We start from the raw sequence: 17,689 nt of genomic DNA, 5'->3' as shown, positions 1-17,689 counted from the left end.
GAGCGCCGGTTCATTCAGTTGGTGACTGATGGACCGGCGTTCTTTTTTGGTCGGGTCACCGCCGCACCACAGCGGGGATGAAGCTCAGGCGAGGCGCCACCGGCGCCCCGCAGGCGGGTTGACCCGCGCACCCCCGCCGCAGTTACCGGCGGCAGGGGTGCACAGCCCGCAGTGGGCGCGTCAGGCGTCCGGGAACGCCCAACACGGCGCGCCGGGGTGCAGGCGGTTGAGGCATCCAGCGCAGACCGCCGGGATGCGACCCCTCCAACCTCGTCGAGCAGTCGGCGCAGCAGATCCATGCGAACAGCCGGTTGCCTTGACTCATCAGCAGCACCCGCATGTCCCAAACCGAGTGAGTGGCCGACACGTCCTGGTGGCACCAGTCGCAGTGTTGGTAGCCGAACTGCCCGGCCTCGAACTCCTCCGTGGCCTCAGGCGGTGGCGTCCGTCGTTCGACCATCTCGTGGTGACGCGCAACGACGCCGAGCAGTTCGAAGCAGATCGCACCGACGTTGTCGGTGCCGTCTGGCAGTACCCACGTCAGCCACTCAGCACCGGGATGTGCGACGTGGCAGATCGTCAGGCCCGGCGGCGGAGCCTTCCGCGTCAACCAGGCGACGTCGAAGCCGTGGTGTTCGAGGAGGAAGCGAACCACGTCGTCTACACGTTTCACGCATCGGAGCGGCTCGGCCGCGCGAGCTCGGTCGGCGGCGGTCCGGACCGCCTGCCGTAGCTCGTCGGAGGTGGCGACCGCCGGCGAACCGTAGGCGTCGGCGCGCTTAAGGCCTCTGATGACCGAGCGGGTGTGGATGGACGTCAGTGCGTCGTCAGCCTCGATGATGAGGCCGTTGGGGTCCATGGTGGTCACGCGGCACCGCCCTGGGTGGCGACGGGCCGAGCCAGGCTCTTCACCCACAGGTAGAGGTCCCGCTCGGTCAGGTAGTTGTTGCCACTGATCTTGTAGACGGGCAGCTCGCGGCGTTCGATCGCTGCTCGCATGCGCGTCGGGGTGATGGGTACGCCGAGGGTGCGGTTCAGAAACTCGACGGCGCCGTCGCGGCCCTTGACGGTGGGCAGGTCGTTCAGCTGGGTCGGCCCGGGCACAGGTCGGGCAACCGGCGGTCGGGTGGGTGCGGTACTCACGGTGTTGCTCCTCGGTGTGGTCGAGGTGCGTTCGCCGAAACGCAAAAAAGCTGGCGTCACGACGCACGCACCCTCTCGGGTATGTGCGTTGTGCGCCAGCTAGCGATGCTCCGCCGCTAGGTGCCCGCGCCAAACTTCAACGCGGCACCATTCACTGCCACAACTCTGCGAGTCGCCATCGCACCGCGATAAGCCCTACGCCGACCCCGCGATGCACTGCGTCGCTCGGCCGATACTCACAGTGCCCGTGACCGAAGCCCCGGGACTTGTCTCGAGCTGCAGGTAAGCAGCCCGTGCGTAAACAACGGTACACCAGGGCCAGCAGTAGTGCCTTTAGTGCGGTTTCGAACGAAATGCAATCTGATCCCCGCGGGTCGTTAGCGAAGTGCGTGGGTGAGCAGGGTGCGTTTAAGGCCTACTTGGAAAGCGGCACCTTCCCGTTCTCGGCCAATACATCTATCGGAGAACGCGCGCTAAAGAATTCTCTGGACACGAGCTCGGCCTGCGTGACGACCACTGGTGCAAAACCGCCGACGGTCAGCGAGTATGCGGGTTCGTCGGCCTTGACATTGCTTGCCGAAAAGCGGAAACCACAGTACGGCCCGGCAGCCTCTCCGGTGTTTTCTGGCATGCTGATGAGCTCAGTCTTCGCGAGCACACTCCCATCCGAACCACGAATGATTACGGGGTCGCCGTTTCTCAACGTTCCGTCGTAGTAGGCGCAGTCAGCGCCCGTAAACGGAGGATTACGGATTCCGCTGATGCCCGTGTTGACGTCAAACGTCGAGCCAGAGGTGCGGTCTGCAGAACCGGCGTCGGCGGAAACCGTGACTGTAGAGGTTGCTGCACTCGGTGAACCGTCGCTGCTGCCGCATCCCGCCACAAGGGTGAAGGAGAGGAGCAGGAGCGGGGTGATGGTCGCGCGACGCATGATGGCTTCCTTTCGAACGGACGAATCGGGCGAATCGTAACCATGTGCGAATGCGCCCGCGTGGCAATACGACGTTTCCGCTCTGGATGATTGCGGTTGAGGCGATTGTGCTAGGCGGGCCATGCCTGATCAGCCCGCCTCCGCAGCCACCAGCGCCGTGGCGGTGTTCGGCGCAAGGGTGAGGGCTCGTCGCCACGAGCTCAATCTCAGTCAGGAGCAGGCGGCGGAACGGATTGGCCTGCACTGGACGCACTTAGGCCAGGTGGAACGGGGGCAGCGCAGCTCTCGTATTGAGAACGTACTGAAGATCGCGGCTGGTTTGCAGACCACGCCAGGGGCGCTACTCGACGGCATCGATCTATAGCGCCAGAACCCCACCGGCGTCGGTGGCGCTGGTGGGGTTCTGGGTTTGCCGGGCCGGTCGTCTCGTGGCGTACGGCGGCTCGGCGATCTTGGGGCGGGCAGTGCCGACAGGTCTGCGGTCGGCTACTTGCGGAGCTTCCGTCCTGCGGCTGCGCGGCGCGATGGGTTCGGGCGGGCTGACACCGTCACCTTCTTGGCGGACTTGTCTAGGCCGGGAGTGATGTCCAGGCGGCGATCGGGCTTGCCGTGATACCCGACGATGCCCTTCACCACCGCGCCCCGGCCCGCGGGCGTGCGGAACTCGGCGCCGACCTTCACGCCCTTGTAGGCACCGCCCCGGCCCACCGCCAGGTTGCGGGTGAAGCTGCCGCTGACGTAGCTGTTGCTGATCTTCGTCCCGGCGGCGGCGAACCGACCTCGGGCGTCGCGGCGGTACGCGCGGGCCACGTCAGCCGTCCCGGGCGGTGTGGCGGTCGGCCAGCTCGCGGGCCAGGGCGCTCAGGTCCGGCGTCGGCGCCGCCGGTGGTGTGGTGCCTCGGTACGCGCCGCCCCCTCGTATCGGCGCGTCCTCACACCCCGGCGGCACGTTCCCCGGTCCCCAGCTGAACTCGCCGGCCTGCGGACCGTAATCGGGGGCGGTCACGTCCACGCCCATGTCGGCGCGGTGTACGGGCCGCTGGCCTTCACCTGGACGATGCACGCCGCACCCCGGTACCGAACTCCGGTTCCGAAGGATCGCTGGAAGAAACTTGAGGTGAGGGGATATGGACCGTTGCCGGGGATCTGTCGCAGGCCCTGGTAGGCCGGGTTGGGGTGCTGGCGCGCCGCCACCGGGTTGTTGCTGCTGTTGGGTCCGCCGGTTGCCACGACAGCGATGTACCCCTGCGGCAGGTAGAACGAGGGGCAGATCCACGCCGGGCCGAACGACCCCAGCACCTCCAGGCCGGCGAACTCACCCGGCGCCACCTGACCGACAACGTTGTCCGGCGTCAGGTAGGCGGGTGCCGAGCTTGACGGGATGAAGTCGTAGCGGCTCTCGACGCCGTTGGTGATCTCGCCGGCCCTGAAACTCGCTGCCACCTCCGCCTCGTGCGGGTGTGCGAGCACGAGCAGTCGCGAGTTCTGCGTCGTGCCGAAGCCCTTGCTCTGCACCTGGGTAATGGCATCTGTCAGGTCGCCGGGGTCCAGGGCGGTGTTGCCGCTGACCAGGTAGTGGCTCGTGCTGCTGGGGAACTCCTGCCCCGCGTGGGGCGGGGGCACCATGCCATCGCTGCCGTTGTACAGCCCGTAGACCGGTTGGCCGTACTCGTTGATGCCCTGGGCCGGGTCGAACAGGCGGCGGAGGATGGTGCCAGTCACCAGCCGGTTGTCGGCCTCCATCGCGCGGCTGATAATGGCGTACACCTGCTCGGCCGACGCCGACCGCAGGAACTTCCAGCTCATGCGGCTGGCCAGGTCGAAGTCGTCGAAGTCGTAGCCAAGTAGCAGCGCATCCGGCGCGCTGCGCAGGCCAGTGGGCTCGCCGAACTCGCTGGCCTTCTCGAAGTGGTCGCCGCCGATCACCTGCGGGATGGCGTCGCCGCTGTTGACCGTCTGGTAGCTGATGAGCGAAGCCAAGGCGCTGCGCTTCTGGTTCCACAGACCCATCGCGGTCTGCGCCTCAGCCCAGATCGTGTTCAGGTCGACGCCGTCGGCGGTCTGGTTGACGAGGACATCGCCCTCGGTGCTGTAGCCGCGCGCGTCGGCGCCGAAGGCGAACAGCGAGGCCACGTCGTCGGCCACCGATCGAGCGGGACCGCTGCCGAGCGGGCGGGTGGAGGAAGGGCGAGTGTCGGCGGGGCGTGTGGTGGTCATGGTTTCTCCGATGGATCGGGCGGGTGCCGATTACCAATCGGGGGCTGACCCGCGACTCCATCGCGAGGGGCGTACTGCCGTGGCGCTGCACAGCGGCGCGCTACCGCTGCAACGCTACGGGCCGGGTCGGACCGGGCACCAGGGCGCGCGGCAACCGGTGGGCGGTGTGTGCCGTGCTACCCCCGTGCTACCCACCGGCGCACTGTCGGGGGTGCGCAGCCGGTAACCGCCGCTGCGCCGCAGGTGTGCAGTCAGTGGCCTTGACCTGCGCGAATCGCGAATGGCGCGCTCAATCGCCGCTGGTGGCGTCTCTCGGAGAACGCCGCGACCTCACTTCTCCTAAAGGGTAGGTCGCAGGTTCGAATCCTGCCGAGGGCACCAACAGCGTCCTCGCCGGCAAGTCGCCGGAGGACCTGTCACCTCGACTGCCCCCTGGTAGGGCGCCATGAACTCGGCGACGCGGCGGTCGGGCCGCTGGTGTACTAATTGTCTGATCCGCGGCATCCCTGGCGTCCGCGACAGACCTCTGGAGTATCCGTTGTCGCTCTCTGCCCGGGGGTCACGCCCGATGGCCCGGACCCTGGTCGCGATGGCCGCCTTCGTCCTGCTCGGGGCCGCCGCCGGCCAGGCGTTGCTCCCGGGCGGTTCGTCCACCGCCCGTCCGGTGTCGACCGTCGCGGTGGTGCCGGTCGCCGACATCATCGAGAAGGCCGACACCCTCGGCATCGCCGACAGCGATCTGTACTCCAAGACCCAGGCCGAGATCGACGCGTCGCTGGACCGCATGCAGGCGTTGGGCGTCCGCAACGTCCGCGTCCTGATCCCCTGGTACGACGTCGAACCCGACGAGGGCGTCTACAAGTGGGACAACATCGATCGCGTCGTCGCGGCCGCCGACAAGCGCGGGATCGGCGTGCTCGCCACCATCACACACTCGCCGTACTGGGCCGTGCGTCCCGGCGACACCCCGGTCACCAGCCCGCCCGCCGACCCGGCGGTCTTCGGCGACTTCGCCGGCCTCGTCGCGCGGCGGTTCACCGGGAAGATCGCCGCCTACGAGGTGTGGAACGAGCCGAACGGGGCGGTCGCCTTCACGCCGACCCCGGATGCCGCGCGCTACACCGTGTTGTTGAAGGACGCATACGCGAAGATCAAGGCGGCGGACCCGTCGGTGACCGTCATCGGCGGCATCCTGGGTGCGGTGCCGACCCGTCCCGGGGAGTCGATCGACTCGCCGACGTTCCTCCAGCAGATGTACGACGCGGGTGCGCACGGGTACTTCGACGCGATCGCGTTCCACCCGTACCAGTTCACGACGCCGTACTCGCAGGGTCTCGACCTGACAGGGTCGCCGCTCAACGAGGTCAACGCCATGCGGGCACTCATGGTCGCGAAAGGCGATGGCGGCAAACTGATCTGGGCGACCGAGTACGGCTTGGCGACCATCGCGCCGATCAAGCCCGCCGATCAGGCGGTCACCGAGGACCACCAGGCGGCCTACATCAGGGACTTCGTCGCCGCGTGGAGTGCGCAGTCGTTCGCCGGGCCGATGTTCATCTACACGATGCAGGACAAGCCGCAGTACACCGGTTCGCTGGAGGACTCGTTCGGTCTCTACCGCGCCGACGGCACCCCGAAGCCCGCCGCGCAGGTCATCGCCGACTTCATCGCCGCGCACCCGCAGTACACACCCGGTCCGAACCTGCTCACCGTCGTCACCCAGGCGGTGCAGCGGTTCTTCTCCCAGATCGCGGCGACCGTCACCGCGGTCGTCCAGAACACGGTCCGCGCGATCGTTGCGGCGATCACCGCGGTGTTCGTGCCGCGCGTCGCGGCGCCGACGACGGTGGCCGCGCGGTCTCTCGTCGCCGCACCGGTCCCTGCGACCGAGGTCGACGCGACCACGTCGTCGACCACCACGCAGCCGCGGCCGTCGACGAGCGTCCCGTCGACCACGGAGCTCTCGACCACCAAGGCCACGACGACAGAGCCTCCGTCGACTGCGCCCTCGACCACCGCCACGACGCCGACGACCACGACCACCTCGTCGCCCACCACCTCGACCCCGGCGTCGGATGACGCTGCGCCGCAGTCGGCCTCGACGTCACCGACGACGACCACCGCGAGCACCACGACAACGACTGTCCCCGGCACGACCTCGTCGTCGACGACGTCCTCGCCTGCGGAGAGCGCGACCCGGACGACCGCCGAGGTCGAGTGACGACGCGGGTCAGAACCCGAGGCCCATCCAGTCCGTCGCGGTGAACCGACGTTCGAGGTCGGCGGCCTCGACGGTGACCTCGTCGGGATCAGGGTCGAGCCCGGCCGTCTCGATGTCAGACGCGGCGAACGCACGCAATGACGCCTCGACGGCCTCGCGGTAGCTGCCGAAGGCACCGAAGATCTCGCTGTCGGTGTGTGCGTCGGTGGTGTCGCGCCACCAGGCGAACAGCCGCATCCCGTCGGGCGATGGACTGAACCCGATGGTCTGCCCGTCGCGGGCGATGGTGGGGCAGTCGTCAGGGAAGCGATCGGGCATGCCGCTCAGGCTAGGCGCGGGATGTGACAGCCCCCGGGATGTGACGAGCCCCCGGGACTCAGAGCACCTTCTCGATGGCGCCCGTCATCGACTCCGGCTTCGTGGTGGGGGAGAAGCGGTCCACCACCTCGCCGTCGCGGTTCACCAGGAACTTGGTGAAGTTCCACTTGATCCGGCTGCCGAGGACCGAGCCCTTCTCGGACTTGAGCCAGTCGTACAGCGGATGCGCACCCTTGCCGTTGACGTCGATCTTGTCGAACATCGGGAAAGAGACGTCGTAGCGCAGGTTGCAGAAGTTCTTGATCTCCTCGGCGTCGCCCGGCTCCTGGTGACCGAACTGGTTGCACGGGAACCCCAACACGACCAGACCGCGGTCGCCGTACTGCTTGTTCAGCTTCTCCAGGCCCTCGTACTGCGGGGTGAACCCGCACTGTGAGGCGGTGTTGACGATGAGCAGGGGCTTGCCCCGGTACTGGTCGAGGCTGACCTCCTCGCCGTCGATGGTCGTCGCGGTGAAGTCGTAAGCAGTGGTCATGTCATCCGTTCGTAGCAGTGCACGTCGCGGATTGCGACCTGCGGGGGTCGAGAGCCGGGTGCATCTCGTTGGCGACGGTCGAGCGATGCGCCTCCGACGAGCCGAAGAGCGCGACCAACACCGCGCCGAGGACGGCGAGGAGGAATCCGAGTGCGCCCATCCACCCGAGGCCGGGGACGGTCGAGTCCCCGAGGAGCCAGACACCGACGAGTCCGGGGACGGCGGTCTCGCCGACGACCATCGCCGCAGTCGACCCGTTGACCGCACCGAGCTGCAACGCCACCGTGTGCAGGTAGAAGCCGAACGCCCCCGCGATGGCGATGGTCCAGGCGGCCGGGTCGGTGAGGATCGTCGCCGGCGAGAACGGGGCGAACCCGTCGAGCACACGCACGGCGATGGCGATGGCACCGAAGAGCAGGCCCGCCGACATGCCGGCCACCACCGAACCGGTGTGGCCCAGCCGACGGACCACCAGCAGCGAGATGACGATGATCGCGACGGTGGCGATCAGGAGTGCGAGTTTGAAGGGCAGGTCGGCGTGGGTGGCGCCGTGACCGTGGGAGGCCGTGCCCAGCAGGCACAACGCGACGAGGACGAGGACCATCGCCGTCCAGTCGCGCGCGTGCAGGCGGATGCCGAGGAACGTCGCACCGAGGATTGCGGTGATCATGAGGTTCCCGGCGACGATGGTCTGCGACAGGAACAGCGGCAGCATCCGCGCGGCGCCCGCGCCGGCCGCGAAGCCCAGGACGTCCATCAGCGCGCCCAGGACGAAGACGCCGGTCATGGCCGCGGCGACGGTCGACCGGAGGGTGGGACTGCCGGACTCGGTGGTCATCCCGACGCCGCCGGACGCGGCTGTCGCCTGGCGGGCGCCGAGCGCCTGCATCACCGACGACAGGCCGTAGCCGACCGCCGCGAGCACCGCCAGGACGATTCCGACCAACACCCTGGGACCTTCTCTCCACCACCCCTACCCGGCAGGGGCGCATCCGACTGCGTGAGCACCCCTGGGCGCTCGGTCGACGGCGACGATGACGCACGACGAGCCGCTCCGCAGGTACGAACGTCTGAGAATCACCTGAGATTCCCTGCCCGCGCCACTCCTTTTCCCGTGTCCGCCCGGCGCACCTAGAGTGATCGCCGTGTCCCCCGCATCGCAGCGTCGAACAACAGGCCCGCGCACGATCCTCGTCACCGGTGTGTCGAGCGGGATCGGTGCCGCCGTCGCCCGAGACCTCGTCTCCCGGGGCCACGAGGTGATCGGGACCAGCCGACGACCCGACGCCATCGCCGAGGCCGACCGGGTCCCCGGCGTCCGCTACATCGCGCTCGATCAGACGGAGCCGGCGAGCATCACGGCCTGCGTCGCCGAGGCCGGTGACATCGACGTCCTGATCAACAACGCCGGCGTCAGCCACATGGGACCGCTCGAGGATGTACCCATGAAGTCGCTCGAGAACGTCTTCGCGACCAACGTGTTCGGTCCGATCGCCCTGACCAAGGCATTTCTGCCGGGGATGCGGGCGCGGCGGTCGGGGACCATCGTCATGGTCGGGTCGATGCTGGGCAGCTTCCCGCTGCCGTTCCGGTCGGTCTACGGCGCGACGAAGAGCGCGATCAAGGCGTTCTCCGACGCGATGCGCCGCGAACTCGCGCCGTTCGGCATCGCCATCACCACCGTCGAACCGGGCACCATCGCCACGGGCATCGGCGACCGCCGTGTCTACGACATCGACGACGACTCCGCCTACCGGGCGGACTACGACGTCGTCGCCGCGGCCACCCGCCGCAACGAGGACAAGGGCCTCGCCGTCGAGCCGATGGCGAAGGTCATCGTCGAGGCCGCCCTCGCGGCGAACCCGAAACCGTTGTACGCGTTGGGCAACAACGCCTCGGTGGTGTTCGCACTGAAGCGGATCCTCCCGACGCAGGCGATGCTCGACGTGATGGCGCGGTTCCACGGGCTGCCGCGCGCCCGACCGTGACCCGGACCCTGCGGGTCATCGGGATCGGGCCCGGCGGCATCCGGCAGGTCACCCTCGAGGCGGTCGACGCCATGCAGGGTGTCGACGCCTTCTTCGTGCTGGACAAAGGTGCCGCGTCGGCGCCGTTGCGGGACGTCCGTCGTCAGATGTGCGACGAGCACATAGGTCCCGGGAACTACCGGTTCGTCGAGATCGCCGACCCTCCGCGCGATCGGGACCCCGACGACTACGACGCCGAGGTGCGTCGGTGGCATGACGCGCGGTCGGCGGCGATCGAGGACGCGCTGCTGGCCGAGCTGCCCGACGGGGGCGTCGGCGCGATCCTGGTCTGGGGCGATCCCGGTCTGTACGACTCCACCCTGCGCATCACCGACGCGATCGCCGCGCGTGGCCGCGTGGACCTGTCGGTCGAGGTCGTCGCCGGGGTGACGAGCGCGTCGGCGCTCACCGCGGCCCATCGGATCCTCGCCAACCGGATCGGCGAGCCCATCCACATCACCACCGGGCGGCGGCTGGCGTCGACGCCGGCGGGTGCGGACACGAACCAGTTCGTCATGCTCGACGCCGACTGCGCGTTCCTGCGCACCGCGGCCCCCGACGACCACATCTTCTGGGGCGCCTACCTCGGCACGCCGGACGAGATCACCGTGGCGGGCACCGTCGCCGAGGTCGGTGAGACGATCCGCACCACACGGGCAGCGGCCCGCGAGCGGCACGGCTGGATCATGGACATCTACCTCCTCCGCACGCCCTGATCACCGGACCTCGTCAGTAGATCTCGTCGAGGGCACCGAGGACGCGGTCGGCGATCTCCGGGCGACAGATGACGAAGTCACGCACATACGGCCGGGAGTGGTTGTAGCGCAGCGGTGTCCCGTCGAAGCGGCTGCAGTGCAGGCCCGCGGCGGTCGCGACCCCCACGGGTGCGCAGTTGTCCCACTCGTACTGACCCATCCCGTGGACGTAGGCGTCGGCGTCCCCTCGGACCACGGCCATCGCCTTGGCGCCCGCGGAGCCGAGTGAGTACGGCCGCAACGACAACCGGTCGGCGACCCACCCCGTCTCGTAGGTGAGGCCGTGCCGCGACACCACCATCCGGCCCGACGCCTCGTCGGGGATCGCGGCGTCCTCGGTGGAGAAGACCTCGTCGATCGCGGGGAGCGAGACGGCGCAGTCGGTGGGCACGCCGTCGACGGTCAGCGCGATGTGGACCGCCCAGTCGTCGCGGCCGGCCGCGTACTCGCGGGTGCCGTCGAGGGGATCGATGATCCAGACGCGTTCGGCGCCGAGACGCTCACCGGTGTCGCGCGCCTCCTCCGACAGCACTGCGTCGGCCGGGCGGTGACGCCGCAACACGGCGGCGATCCAGGCCTGCGCCAGGGCGTCGCCCATGTCGCCGAGGAGTCGCCCCTCCAGCAGGCTGTCGTGACGTGCCGCCACCAGCAGCTTCCCTGCGCCGACGGCGATCGCCCGCGCCAGGGACGCGTCGTCGTGCGCCCGCCCGATGCCGTCCCCCCCGACGTTCACCCCCGGAGTCCTGCCCATCAGTGCAGACTAGAGGCCATGCCTGAGTTGCCCGAGGTCCAGGCCATCGCCGACCACGTCGACGGTCGCGCGGCGGGCCTGCCGATCCGCCGGGTCGACGTCGCGTCGCTCGCGGTCCTCAAGACCGCCGACCCGCCGTACACCGCCCTGACCGGTCGAGTCGTCTCGCGCGTGGGACGCATCGGGAAGTACCTGGTGATCAGCACCGAACCACCGGAGCCGGGTCCTGACCCCGACCCCATCCACCTGGTGATCCACCTGTCCCGGGCAGGGTGGCTGCGATGGTCGGGCGCGTTGTCGCAGACACCGCCGCGCCCCGGTGGGAAGGGTCCCATCGCGATCCGCGTGCACTGCGGACTCCCGGGTGAGGGATTCGACGTGACCGAGGCCGGCACGCAGAAGCGGCTGGCGGTGTGGATCGTCCGGTCCGTGGCCGACGTCGACCGCATCGCCTCGCTCGGGCCCGATGCGCTGGCGGTGACGCGTGAGGAGTTCGCGGCGATCCTGGCGGGCACGGGTGCGCGGATCAAGACGTTGTTGACCGATCAGCGCATCATCAGCGGCATCGGCAACGCCTACAGCGACGAGATCCTGCACACCGCACAGCTCTCGCCGTTCGCCACCGCACGCTCCCTGGACGCCGCGGCCGTCGAGAAGCTGTGGGTGACGATGCACGCGGTCCTCTCCGACGCGATCGTGCGCCTCGAGGGGCAGGAGGTCGCGACGATGAAGTCGGAGAAGCGTTCCGGCCTGCGGGTGCACGCGCGCACCGGGATGCCGTGCCCGGTGTGTGGGGACACGGTGCGTGAGGTGTCGTTCTCCGATCGGTCGTTCCAGTACTGCCCGACGTGCCAGACCGGGGGCAAGGTGCTCGCCGACCGCCGGATGTCCCGGCTGCTCAAGTAGATTGCCCGGCGTGCAACGACAGTCGATCCTCATCACCGGTGCGAGTTCGGGACTCGGAGAGGGCATGGCCCGCGCCTTCGCCGCCAAGGGCCGGTCCCTCGCGCTCGCCGCCCGCCGACTCGACCGTCTGGAGGCGCTCGCGAGCGAGGTGTCCGGCGAGGCTGCCGCGGTGGAGGTGGCGGCGCTCGACGTGACCGACACCGACCGGGTCCCGGTCGTGTTCGACGATCTCGCCGGGCGGCTCGGCGGTCTCGACCGCATCATCGTCAACGCCGGTCTCGGCAAGGGCGCCCCGCTGGGGACCGGTCGCGCGGACGCGAACATCGAGACGGTCCAGACCAACCTCGTGGGTGCGCTCGCGCAGGTCGAGGCGGCCATGACAATCTTCCGGGCGCAGGGCCGCGGGCATCTCGTGCTCATCAGTTCGGTGAGTGCCGTGCGGGGGCTGCCGAAGGCGCAGACCGCCTATTCGGCGTCGAAGGCGGGGCTCACCGCCATCGGTGAGGGACTGCAGGCCGAGCTCCGGTCGTCCCCGATCCGGGTGAGCATCCTGCTGCCCGGCTACATCTCCACCGACATCAACGCGGGCGTGAAGAGCTCGATGATGGTCGACCGTGACAAGGGTGTCGCCGCGCTCGTCGCCGCTGTCGAACGCGAGCCGCTGCGTGAGGCCGTGCCGCGGTGGCCCTGGGCCGCCGTCGACCTGGCGTTGAGTCACCTGCCAGGAGCCATCACCCGGCGGATGGTGTGAGCTAGCATCATCGCTGACCCGCAGGTGGTGCGGGGTCACGATGCAGGGCCGGTGAGACGAGAGATCGCACCGTCTGGGGGATGGGCTATGGGCGGGATGTCGTGATCCGTCTTCCCGTGGCACTCGAGCAACTCGGGTGGGTGCTGCTGCACTGGTGGCGTCGTGCGGACCAGTTCCCCTGGGTGAGCGCCTACCTCGCCGACCGACAGCTGATCGAGCCCGCGCGGCTGATCATGGCGGTCGTCACCGCCATGATCTCGCTGGTACCGATCGTCTACGTCGCCGGCGGCGACACCACCGGAATCTGGACCGGTCTGGGAACCGCCAGCGCGGTGGTCGGCGTCCTCGGTGCGGCGATGTGGCTGGTGCTCCCATGGCCCTCGGCGACGCGGTCACGCCTCTGGGTGGCGGTGTGCGACATCGGGACGGCCATCGGGTGCCTGGCGCAGTCGGAGGCACTGGGCGGCATCTACGGGTGCGCCGTGTTCGCGGTCATCTCGGGCTACATCGCGATCTTCCACGGCGCCCGGATGCTGTCCGCGCACCTCGTGTTCACGGTCGTCTTCTCCGTCGCCCTGGCCTGGCGGCTCGTCGAGGCCGGCAGTTCGGGGACCGTCCTGGCCACGATCGCGGTGGTGCAGACGGTTCTCGTCGCGGTCATGGTGCCCGTGGTGACGCAGTTCCTGCTCGAGACGCTCTCGTCGGAGGCGGCCGCCTCCGAGGTCGACACCCTGACCGGTGTCCTCAACCGGCGCGGACTAGACCGCGCACTGGAGCGCATGACCGCGATGAACGACCGCGGCGTGGCGGTCATCGTCGCCGATCTCGACAACTTCAAGGAGATCAACGACCGCTACGGGCACCGCCACGGGGACAGCGTCCTGGCGCAGATCGCGGTCCGGTTGCGGGAGGCCGTCGGCACCAGCGGTGTCGTCGCGCGGATCGGCGGCGACGAGTTCGTCATCGCCGACAGCCTGCGGTGGACCGACCCGACCCGGCTGGCCACCCATGTCCTGCACACCATCTCCGCGGTCACCGATCCCGTCGTGACCGCGAGCGTCGGGGTCGTCCACATGACCGGCGACATGGCCGGCACGCACCGGCTGATGGCGACGTCGCTGTACACCGAACTCGCCGACGCGGCGATGTACGAGGCGAAGCGGGCGGGCGGCAACACCGTGCGTACCCGCGTCCACCACCACCAGGGTGGTCAGGCGTGGTGAACGATCAGCTGGTCGGCGTCGCGCTCGCAGTCGGAGCCGCGGCACCCGCCGGGGCCCACACGACCGGCGACGCCTTGTAGTCGTCGCCCGGATCGGTGGTCGTCTGCGCCCAGTAGATGACGCGGGTGAGGTCGACTCCCGGGTCGGCCACCGCGATGAAGCAGGTCGCCCACGACGTCCCGCGCGTCAGTTGCTTCGGTGTCTCGGTGGCGACGCATTGCCGCAGGTTGTCCGGCGGCTCGACGGTGCGGGCCGCGGTGCGCCCGTCGGCGCTGCCGGCGAGGCCGACGATCGACGGCGCATCGAGGACCCGGTCGACGAGCGAGGTGTAGGTGACGTGGACGTAGAACGGTGACCCGCCGTCGGTGAGCGATCCGGGTACGTCCCCGGCGACACCGGGCTCGATGCCGGTGACCGTGACCATCGCGATCTGGCCACCGGGCCGGAACGCGTTCGCGGGCAGGTACGCGCTCTGTCCGAAGGTCAGGGCGGCGCCCGGTGCGGTGCGGTCGACGGGGCCGGCCGGTGGGGTGACCACCGCCGAGACCGGTACGGAGACGCTCGGTCGTTCGGAGGCCCCCGCCCCGGTGCCCCCCGAGCCGGAGGTGCAGCCGGCGACGAGCGTGACCGCGGCCAGCGCGACGGCGACGACACCCGCGCATCGTGCTGCGGGGGATGGGGTCCGACGGGGCGCGACGGTGGCGGGCGACGGGGCTGTCATGGCCGAATAGTAGGACGCGGGACACCGCCGGTGGCGGCGCCGCGCGAGGCGCATCGTGGAACCGTCCTCACCACGGGTGGTGGTCGAGCCCCCATGCGGTGAGGGTGTCGGCCACGACGTCCTCGTCGCCGGTCGCCCCCGTCACGTCGAAGGCGAAGGTGACGCGTGCGGAGGAGCGCGCCATCCAGGCGCCGACACCGGTCTTGGCCGCGGACCGGTTCGTGGTGACGGCGCGCACCGCCAGTCCGGTCGACGGGTGGCCCCCGACGCCGAGGAACGCGTCGGGCAGGAACCCCAGACTCGATGCGAGACCGTCGGCCATCCCCGGGTCGCCGACCACGCGCCCGGCGATCCTGTCGCCGAGGACCTGCATCAGTTCGTCCGGCATCCCGCCCGGCGCACCCACGACGGACGCCAGTGGGTCCGCGGGATGCGTCGACGACGTGACGACACGCTCCCGGGCGCGCGCGGCCACAGTGCGGATCCGTCGGGAGAGGTCACCGAGATCGGTGTCGGACGCGACTGTCACCACGGAGCTGCCGACCGCGCCGTCGGGCATGGCGACCGGCACGGCCACCCGCACCGCGTCCCGACCGTGCAGGCGACGGGCCGCCGCGGCGACGAGTGCGACGAACAAGGCGGTGGGCGTGGCGTTCTCGCGGCGGGCGAGTGCGGCGAACGCCTCGGCGTCCACGTCGACGAGGAGAGTGCGGTGATCGTCGGGTGCGCTCACCGCCCGGGTGCCGCCCGCCGCGGTGCCGCGTGCGGCGTCGAGGAGCTCGTCGCGTACCGCGGGATCGGTGAACGCCCGCGCGAACGACACCAGGACGGCCCACACGACGTGCACCCAGAGCAGGACCGCATCGCGGATGTCGTCGCGCCACCCCGGCGGTTGCGGTGCGGGGGTGACCTCGGGGACCGCGTCGCCGGTGGCGAGCGACGCCTCGGCCATGGCGACCATGCCCACCCCGCCGCTCACCAGGTGCGAACAACTCAGGGTGACGACGGACCCGCCGCTCTCGACGTGGCCCAGCGCGAGTTCCCACACCGGGCCCGTGTCGACGTCGAGCGGGACCTGGGCACGTCGGTCAGCCCAGGCGACGACGTCGTGGATGGGGGTGTCGTCGACGAACAGCGGTGTCACCCGGCCGCCGCCGACGAGACATCTGCGCGCCCACGGGGTCCGGGGGCTGTGGACCCGACGCGTGAGGGCCCCGGCGCTCAACGCGGCATGCATCGCCGCGAGGTCGTCGGGGGCGATGCGCTCCGAGAAGCGCCACACCCCCTGCATGACGGTGGACGGACCGCGGCCGTGGTGGCCGCGGTAGTACATGTCGTCCACCACGGAGAACCGGGGCACCGTGCTGTCGGACATCTCTCGAGGAGGCCCTAGACGCTCCGGCCGCGGTGTTCGCGATACCAGCGGACGAGCGCGTCGGTGGACGAGTCGTCCTGGCGCGCCGGGGCATCGGACTGTTCGAGGACGGCCAGCAGCTCCTTCGCCTGGGTCTTGCCGAGTTCGACGCCCCACTGGTCGAAGGAGTTGATGCCCCAGATGGCGCCCTCGACGAACACCTGGTGCTCGTAGAGCGCGATGAGCTGGCCCAGCACCGACGGGGTCAGCTTCGGCGCCATGATCGAGGTCGACGGACGGTTGCCCGGCATCACCTTGTGCGCGACGACGTGGCTGTCGACGCCCTCCGCGGCGATCTCGTCCGCGGTCTTGCCGAACGCGAGCACCTTGGTCTGCGCGAAGTAGTTGCTCATCAGCAGGTCGTGCATGGACCCGGGCTCGCCGCCGTCGGTCGCCTGCACCGGCAGATCGTCGGTGGGGGTGGCGAATCCGATGAAGTCGGCCGGGACCAGTCGCGTGCCCTGGTGCAGCAGTTGGTAGAAGGCGTGCTGGCCGTTGGTGCCCGGTTCGCCCCAGAAGATCTCGCCGGTGTCGGTGGTGACGTGGTGGCCGTGGATGTCGACGGATTTGCCGTTGGACTCCATCGTCAACTGCTGCAGGTACGCCGCGAAGCGGGCCATGTCGTCGGAGTAGGGAAGCACCACACGGGACTGTGCGCCCCAGAAGTTGTTGTACCAGAGGCCGATCAGTCCGAGGATGACCGGAGCGTTCTGGTGCAGCGGCGCCGAGCGGAAGTGGCGGTCGACGATGTTGAAGCCGTGCAGGAAGTCGGCGAACGCCTCCTTGCCGACCGCGGCCATCACCGACAGGCCGATCGCGGAATCGACGGAGTAGCGACCGCCGACCCAGTCCCAGAACCCGAACATGTTGTCGGTGTCGATGCCGAAGTCGGCGACCTTCTCCGCGGCGGTGCTCACCGCGACGAAGTGCTGCGCCACAGCGGAGTTCTTGGTGTCGGACTCGTCGACGCCGAGGCCACGGAGCAACCACGAGCGCGCCGCGGCGGCGTTGGTGAGTGTCTCCAGCGTCGAGAAGGTCTTCGACGCGATGACGAAGAGGGTGGTTGCCGGATCGAGATCGGCGAGTGTGCCGACGAGGTCGGCGGGATCGACGTTGGAGACGAAGCGGCAGGAGATGCCGGCGTCGGCGTAGTGCCGCAGCGCCTGGTAGACCATCGCGGGTCCTAGGTCGGACCCACCGATGCCGATGTTGACGACCGTCTCGATCCGCTTGCCGGTCGCGCCCGTCCACTCCCCGCTACGGACGCGGTCGGTGAAGGCGCCCATCCGGTCGAGGACCTCGTGGACGTCGGACACGACGTCCTGGCCGTCGACCTTGAGGGTCGCCTCCCGCGGCAACCGCAGCGCCGTGTGCAGCACCGCGCGGTCCTCGGAGGTGTTGATGTGCTCACCCCAGAACATCGCGTCGCGCTTGTCCTCGAGGTGCGTCTCCCGGGCGAGGGAGATCAGCAGGTCGATGGTCTCGCGCAGTACGCGGTGCTTGGAGTAGTCGATGTGGAGGTCGCCGACGTCGATGGTGAGGTCCCGACCGCGGTCCGGGTCGACCGCGAACACCTCGCGCAGATGCATGGCATAGACGTGGGGCTGATGCGCCGACAGCTCACGCCAGGCGTGGCTGCCCGTCACGTCGTGCTCGTGACCGGAGTGATCGTCGTGATCCCGGTCCCTGCTCGCGCTGGTCCTGCCCGTGTGCTCGCTCGCCATCTCCGACCCTTCGACTCGCGTCCCGCGATGCGGATCCCCCCGGTGACCACCA

At 69.5% G+C, this 17,689-nt stretch carries 20 protein-coding genes; 7 read left to right on the top strand and 13 right to left on the bottom strand.

From position 1 onward, the window contains the following. Positions 1-142: 142 nt before the first annotated feature. The 3 genes from LX14_RS01795 to LX14_RS01785 form a co-directional block, all read right to left on the bottom strand. Complete coding sequence (locus tag LX14_RS01795; RefSeq protein WP_253645573.1) at positions 143-868, bottom strand: hypothetical protein; 726 nt, start codon at positions 866-868, stop codon at positions 143-145. After that, positions 865-1,143 carry a hypothetical protein gene (locus LX14_RS01790; protein ID WP_253645572.1) on the bottom strand — a complete coding sequence of 93 codons (279 nt, stop codon included), beginning with the start codon at positions 1,141-1,143 and terminating at the stop codon, positions 865-867. The genes LX14_RS01795 and LX14_RS01790 overlap by 4 nt, the downstream gene beginning before the upstream one ends. A 415-nt stretch (positions 1,144-1,558) precedes the next feature. After that, positions 1,559-2,074, bottom strand: a complete 516-nt coding sequence (locus LX14_RS01785) for a hypothetical protein (RefSeq protein ID WP_253645571.1) — start codon at positions 2,072-2,074, stop codon at positions 1,559-1,561. Between the two features lie 121 nt (positions 2,075-2,195). On the opposite strand from LX14_RS01785, the gene LX14_RS01780 reads away from it, so the two are divergent. Further along, entirely contained in the window at positions 2,196-2,438 is a 243-nt protein-coding gene (locus tag LX14_RS01780; RefSeq protein ID WP_253645570.1) for a helix-turn-helix domain-containing protein, read from the top strand. Positions 2,439-2,560: 122 nt separating this feature from the next. On the opposite strand, the gene LX14_RS01775 is transcribed toward LX14_RS01780, so the two are convergent. The 3 genes from LX14_RS01775 to LX14_RS01765 are packed head-to-tail and all read right to left on the bottom strand — an operon-like array spanning position 2,561 to position 4,291. Then, the gene (locus tag LX14_RS01775) at positions 2,561-2,884 is read right to left on the bottom strand and encodes a hypothetical protein (RefSeq protein ID WP_253645569.1); all 324 of its coding nucleotides are present in this window, start codon (positions 2,882-2,884) and stop codon (positions 2,561-2,563) included. A 1-nt stretch (position 2,885) separates the two neighbouring features. Further along, entirely contained in the window at positions 2,886-3,080 is a 195-nt protein-coding gene (locus LX14_RS01770) for a hypothetical protein (protein WP_253645568.1), read from the bottom strand. Continuing rightward, entirely contained in the window at positions 3,077-4,291 is a 1,215-nt protein-coding gene (locus tag LX14_RS01765; protein WP_253645567.1) for a hypothetical protein, read from the bottom strand. The genes LX14_RS01770 and LX14_RS01765 overlap by 4 nt, the downstream gene beginning before the upstream one ends. 568 nt (positions 4,292-4,859) lie before the next feature. Between LX14_RS01765 and LX14_RS01760 the strand changes: the two genes are divergently transcribed. Beyond that, complete coding sequence (locus LX14_RS01760) at positions 4,860-6,512, top strand: beta-galactosidase (protein WP_253645566.1); 1,653 nt, start codon at positions 4,860-4,862, stop codon at positions 6,510-6,512. A gap of 9 nt (positions 6,513-6,521) precedes the next feature. Here LX14_RS01760 and LX14_RS01755 read toward each other — a convergent pair whose 3' ends face one another. Genes LX14_RS01755 through LX14_RS01745 form a run of 3 tightly spaced genes read right to left on the bottom strand, consistent with a single transcriptional unit; the run spans position 6,522 to position 8,314 of the window. Beyond that, positions 6,522-6,830: a hypothetical protein gene (locus tag LX14_RS01755; protein ID WP_253645565.1), complete on the bottom strand. Its 309-nt coding sequence runs from the start codon at positions 6,828-6,830 to the stop codon at positions 6,522-6,524. Positions 6,831-6,888: 58 nt separating this feature from the next. Then, on the bottom strand, positions 6,889-7,365 hold the full coding sequence (locus LX14_RS01750; protein WP_253645564.1) for a glutathione peroxidase: 477 nt from the start codon (positions 7,363-7,365) through the stop codon (positions 6,889-6,891). A 1-nt stretch (position 7,366) separates the two neighbouring features. Beyond that, positions 7,367-8,314, bottom strand: a complete 948-nt coding sequence (locus LX14_RS01745; RefSeq protein WP_253645563.1) for a DMT family transporter — start codon at positions 8,312-8,314, stop codon at positions 7,367-7,369. 196 nt (positions 8,315-8,510) lie between these two features. Here LX14_RS01745 and LX14_RS01740 point away from each other — a divergent pair, with 196 nt between their 5' ends. Together LX14_RS01740 and cobF are read left to right on the top strand one after the other, a co-directional pair. Further along, a complete protein-coding gene (locus LX14_RS01740; RefSeq protein WP_253645562.1) occupies positions 8,511-9,353 on the top strand; it encodes an SDR family oxidoreductase in 843 nt (280 codons plus the stop codon). Further along, on the top strand, positions 9,350-10,108 hold the full coding sequence (cobF, locus tag LX14_RS01735) for a precorrin-6A synthase (deacetylating) (protein ID WP_253645561.1): 759 nt from the start codon (positions 9,350-9,352) through the stop codon (positions 10,106-10,108). Before LX14_RS01740 ends, cobF begins: the two co-directional genes overlap by 4 nt. A gap of 13 nt (positions 10,109-10,121) precedes the next feature. Here cobF and LX14_RS01730 read toward each other — a convergent pair whose 3' ends face one another. After that, a complete protein-coding gene (locus LX14_RS01730; protein ID WP_253645560.1) occupies positions 10,122-10,898 on the bottom strand; it encodes a 3'(2'),5'-bisphosphate nucleotidase CysQ in 777 nt (258 codons plus the stop codon). 18 nt (positions 10,899-10,916) lie between these two features. Here LX14_RS01730 and LX14_RS01725 point away from each other — a divergent pair, with 18 nt between their 5' ends. The 3 genes from LX14_RS01725 (at position 10,917) to LX14_RS01715 (ending at position 13,778) form a co-directional block, all read left to right on the top strand. Beyond that, positions 10,917-11,804 (top strand): DNA-formamidopyrimidine glycosylase family protein, encoded by an 888-nt coding sequence (locus LX14_RS01725; RefSeq protein ID WP_253645559.1) that lies wholly within the window; start codon positions 10,917-10,919, stop codon positions 11,802-11,804. A 10-nt stretch (positions 11,805-11,814) separates the two neighbouring features. Next, on the top strand, positions 11,815-12,555 hold the full coding sequence (locus tag LX14_RS01720) for an SDR family oxidoreductase (protein ID WP_308214060.1): 741 nt from the start codon (positions 11,815-11,817) through the stop codon (positions 12,553-12,555). Between the two features lie 80 nt (positions 12,556-12,635). After that, positions 12,636-13,778: a GGDEF domain-containing protein gene (locus tag LX14_RS01715; protein WP_253645558.1), complete on the top strand. Its 1,143-nt coding sequence runs from the start codon at positions 12,636-12,638 to the stop codon at positions 13,776-13,778. 4 nt (positions 13,779-13,782) lie between these two features. Here LX14_RS01715 and LX14_RS01710 read toward each other — a convergent pair whose 3' ends face one another. The 3 genes from LX14_RS01710 to pgi form a co-directional block, all read right to left on the bottom strand. Then, positions 13,783-14,499: a hypothetical protein gene (locus LX14_RS01710; protein ID WP_253645557.1), complete on the bottom strand. Its 717-nt coding sequence runs from the start codon at positions 14,497-14,499 to the stop codon at positions 13,783-13,785. A gap of 67 nt (positions 14,500-14,566) precedes the next feature. Beyond that, a complete protein-coding gene (locus tag LX14_RS01705; RefSeq protein WP_253645556.1) occupies positions 14,567-15,874 on the bottom strand; it encodes a hypothetical protein in 1,308 nt (435 codons plus the stop codon). Positions 15,875-15,888: 14 nt separating this feature from the next. Continuing rightward, the gene (pgi, locus tag LX14_RS01700) at positions 15,889-17,637 is read right to left on the bottom strand and encodes a glucose-6-phosphate isomerase (protein WP_253645555.1); all 1,749 of its coding nucleotides are present in this window, start codon (positions 17,635-17,637) and stop codon (positions 15,889-15,891) included. Positions 17,638-17,689 lie beyond the last annotated feature (52 nt).

Source organism: Williamsia deligens (assembly GCF_024171765.1).
Classification (GTDB): Bacteria; Actinomycetota; Actinomycetes; order Mycobacteriales; family Mycobacteriaceae; genus Williamsia_A; species Williamsia_A deligens.
This window is presented reverse-complemented; position numbering and strand designations above follow the sequence as displayed.

Excerpts from the sequence above, each read along its gene's own strand:
- LX14_RS01785 (WP_253645571.1), bottom strand. The coding sequence starts at position 2,074 with ATGCGTCGCGCGACCATCACCCCGCTCCTGCTCCTCTCCTTCACCCTT.
- LX14_RS01780 (WP_253645570.1), top strand. The coding sequence starts at position 2,196 with ATGCCTGATCAGCCCGCCTCCGCAGCCACCAGCGCCGTGGCGGTGTTC.
- LX14_RS01765 (WP_253645567.1), bottom strand. The coding sequence starts at position 4,291 with ATGACCACCACACGCCCCGCCGACACTCGCCCTTCCTCCACCCGCCCG.
- LX14_RS01760 (WP_253645566.1), top strand. The coding sequence starts at position 4,860 with ATGGCCCGGACCCTGGTCGCGATGGCCGCCTTCGTCCTGCTCGGGGCC.
- LX14_RS01755 (WP_253645565.1), bottom strand. The coding sequence starts at position 6,830 with ATGCCCGATCGCTTCCCTGACGACTGCCCCACCATCGCCCGCGACGGG.
- LX14_RS01750 (WP_253645564.1), bottom strand. The coding sequence starts at position 7,365 with ATGACCACTGCTTACGACTTCACCGCGACGACCATCGACGGCGAGGAG.
- LX14_RS01730 (WP_253645560.1), bottom strand. The coding sequence starts at position 10,898 with ATGGGCAGGACTCCGGGGGTGAACGTCGGGGGGGACGGCATCGGGCGG.
- LX14_RS01725 (WP_253645559.1), top strand. The coding sequence starts at position 10,917 with ATGCCTGAGTTGCCCGAGGTCCAGGCCATCGCCGACCACGTCGACGGT.
- LX14_RS01715 (WP_253645558.1), top strand. The coding sequence starts at position 12,636 with ATGGGCTATGGGCGGGATGTCGTGATCCGTCTTCCCGTGGCACTCGAG.
- LX14_RS01710 (WP_253645557.1), bottom strand. The coding sequence starts at position 14,499 with ATGACAGCCCCGTCGCCCGCCACCGTCGCGCCCCGTCGGACCCCATCC.
- LX14_RS01705 (WP_253645556.1), bottom strand. The coding sequence starts at position 15,874 with ATGTCCGACAGCACGGTGCCCCGGTTCTCCGTGGTGGACGACATGTAC.
- pgi (WP_253645555.1), bottom strand. The coding sequence starts at position 17,637 with ATGGCGAGCGAGCACACGGGCAGGACCAGCGCGAGCAGGGACCGGGAT.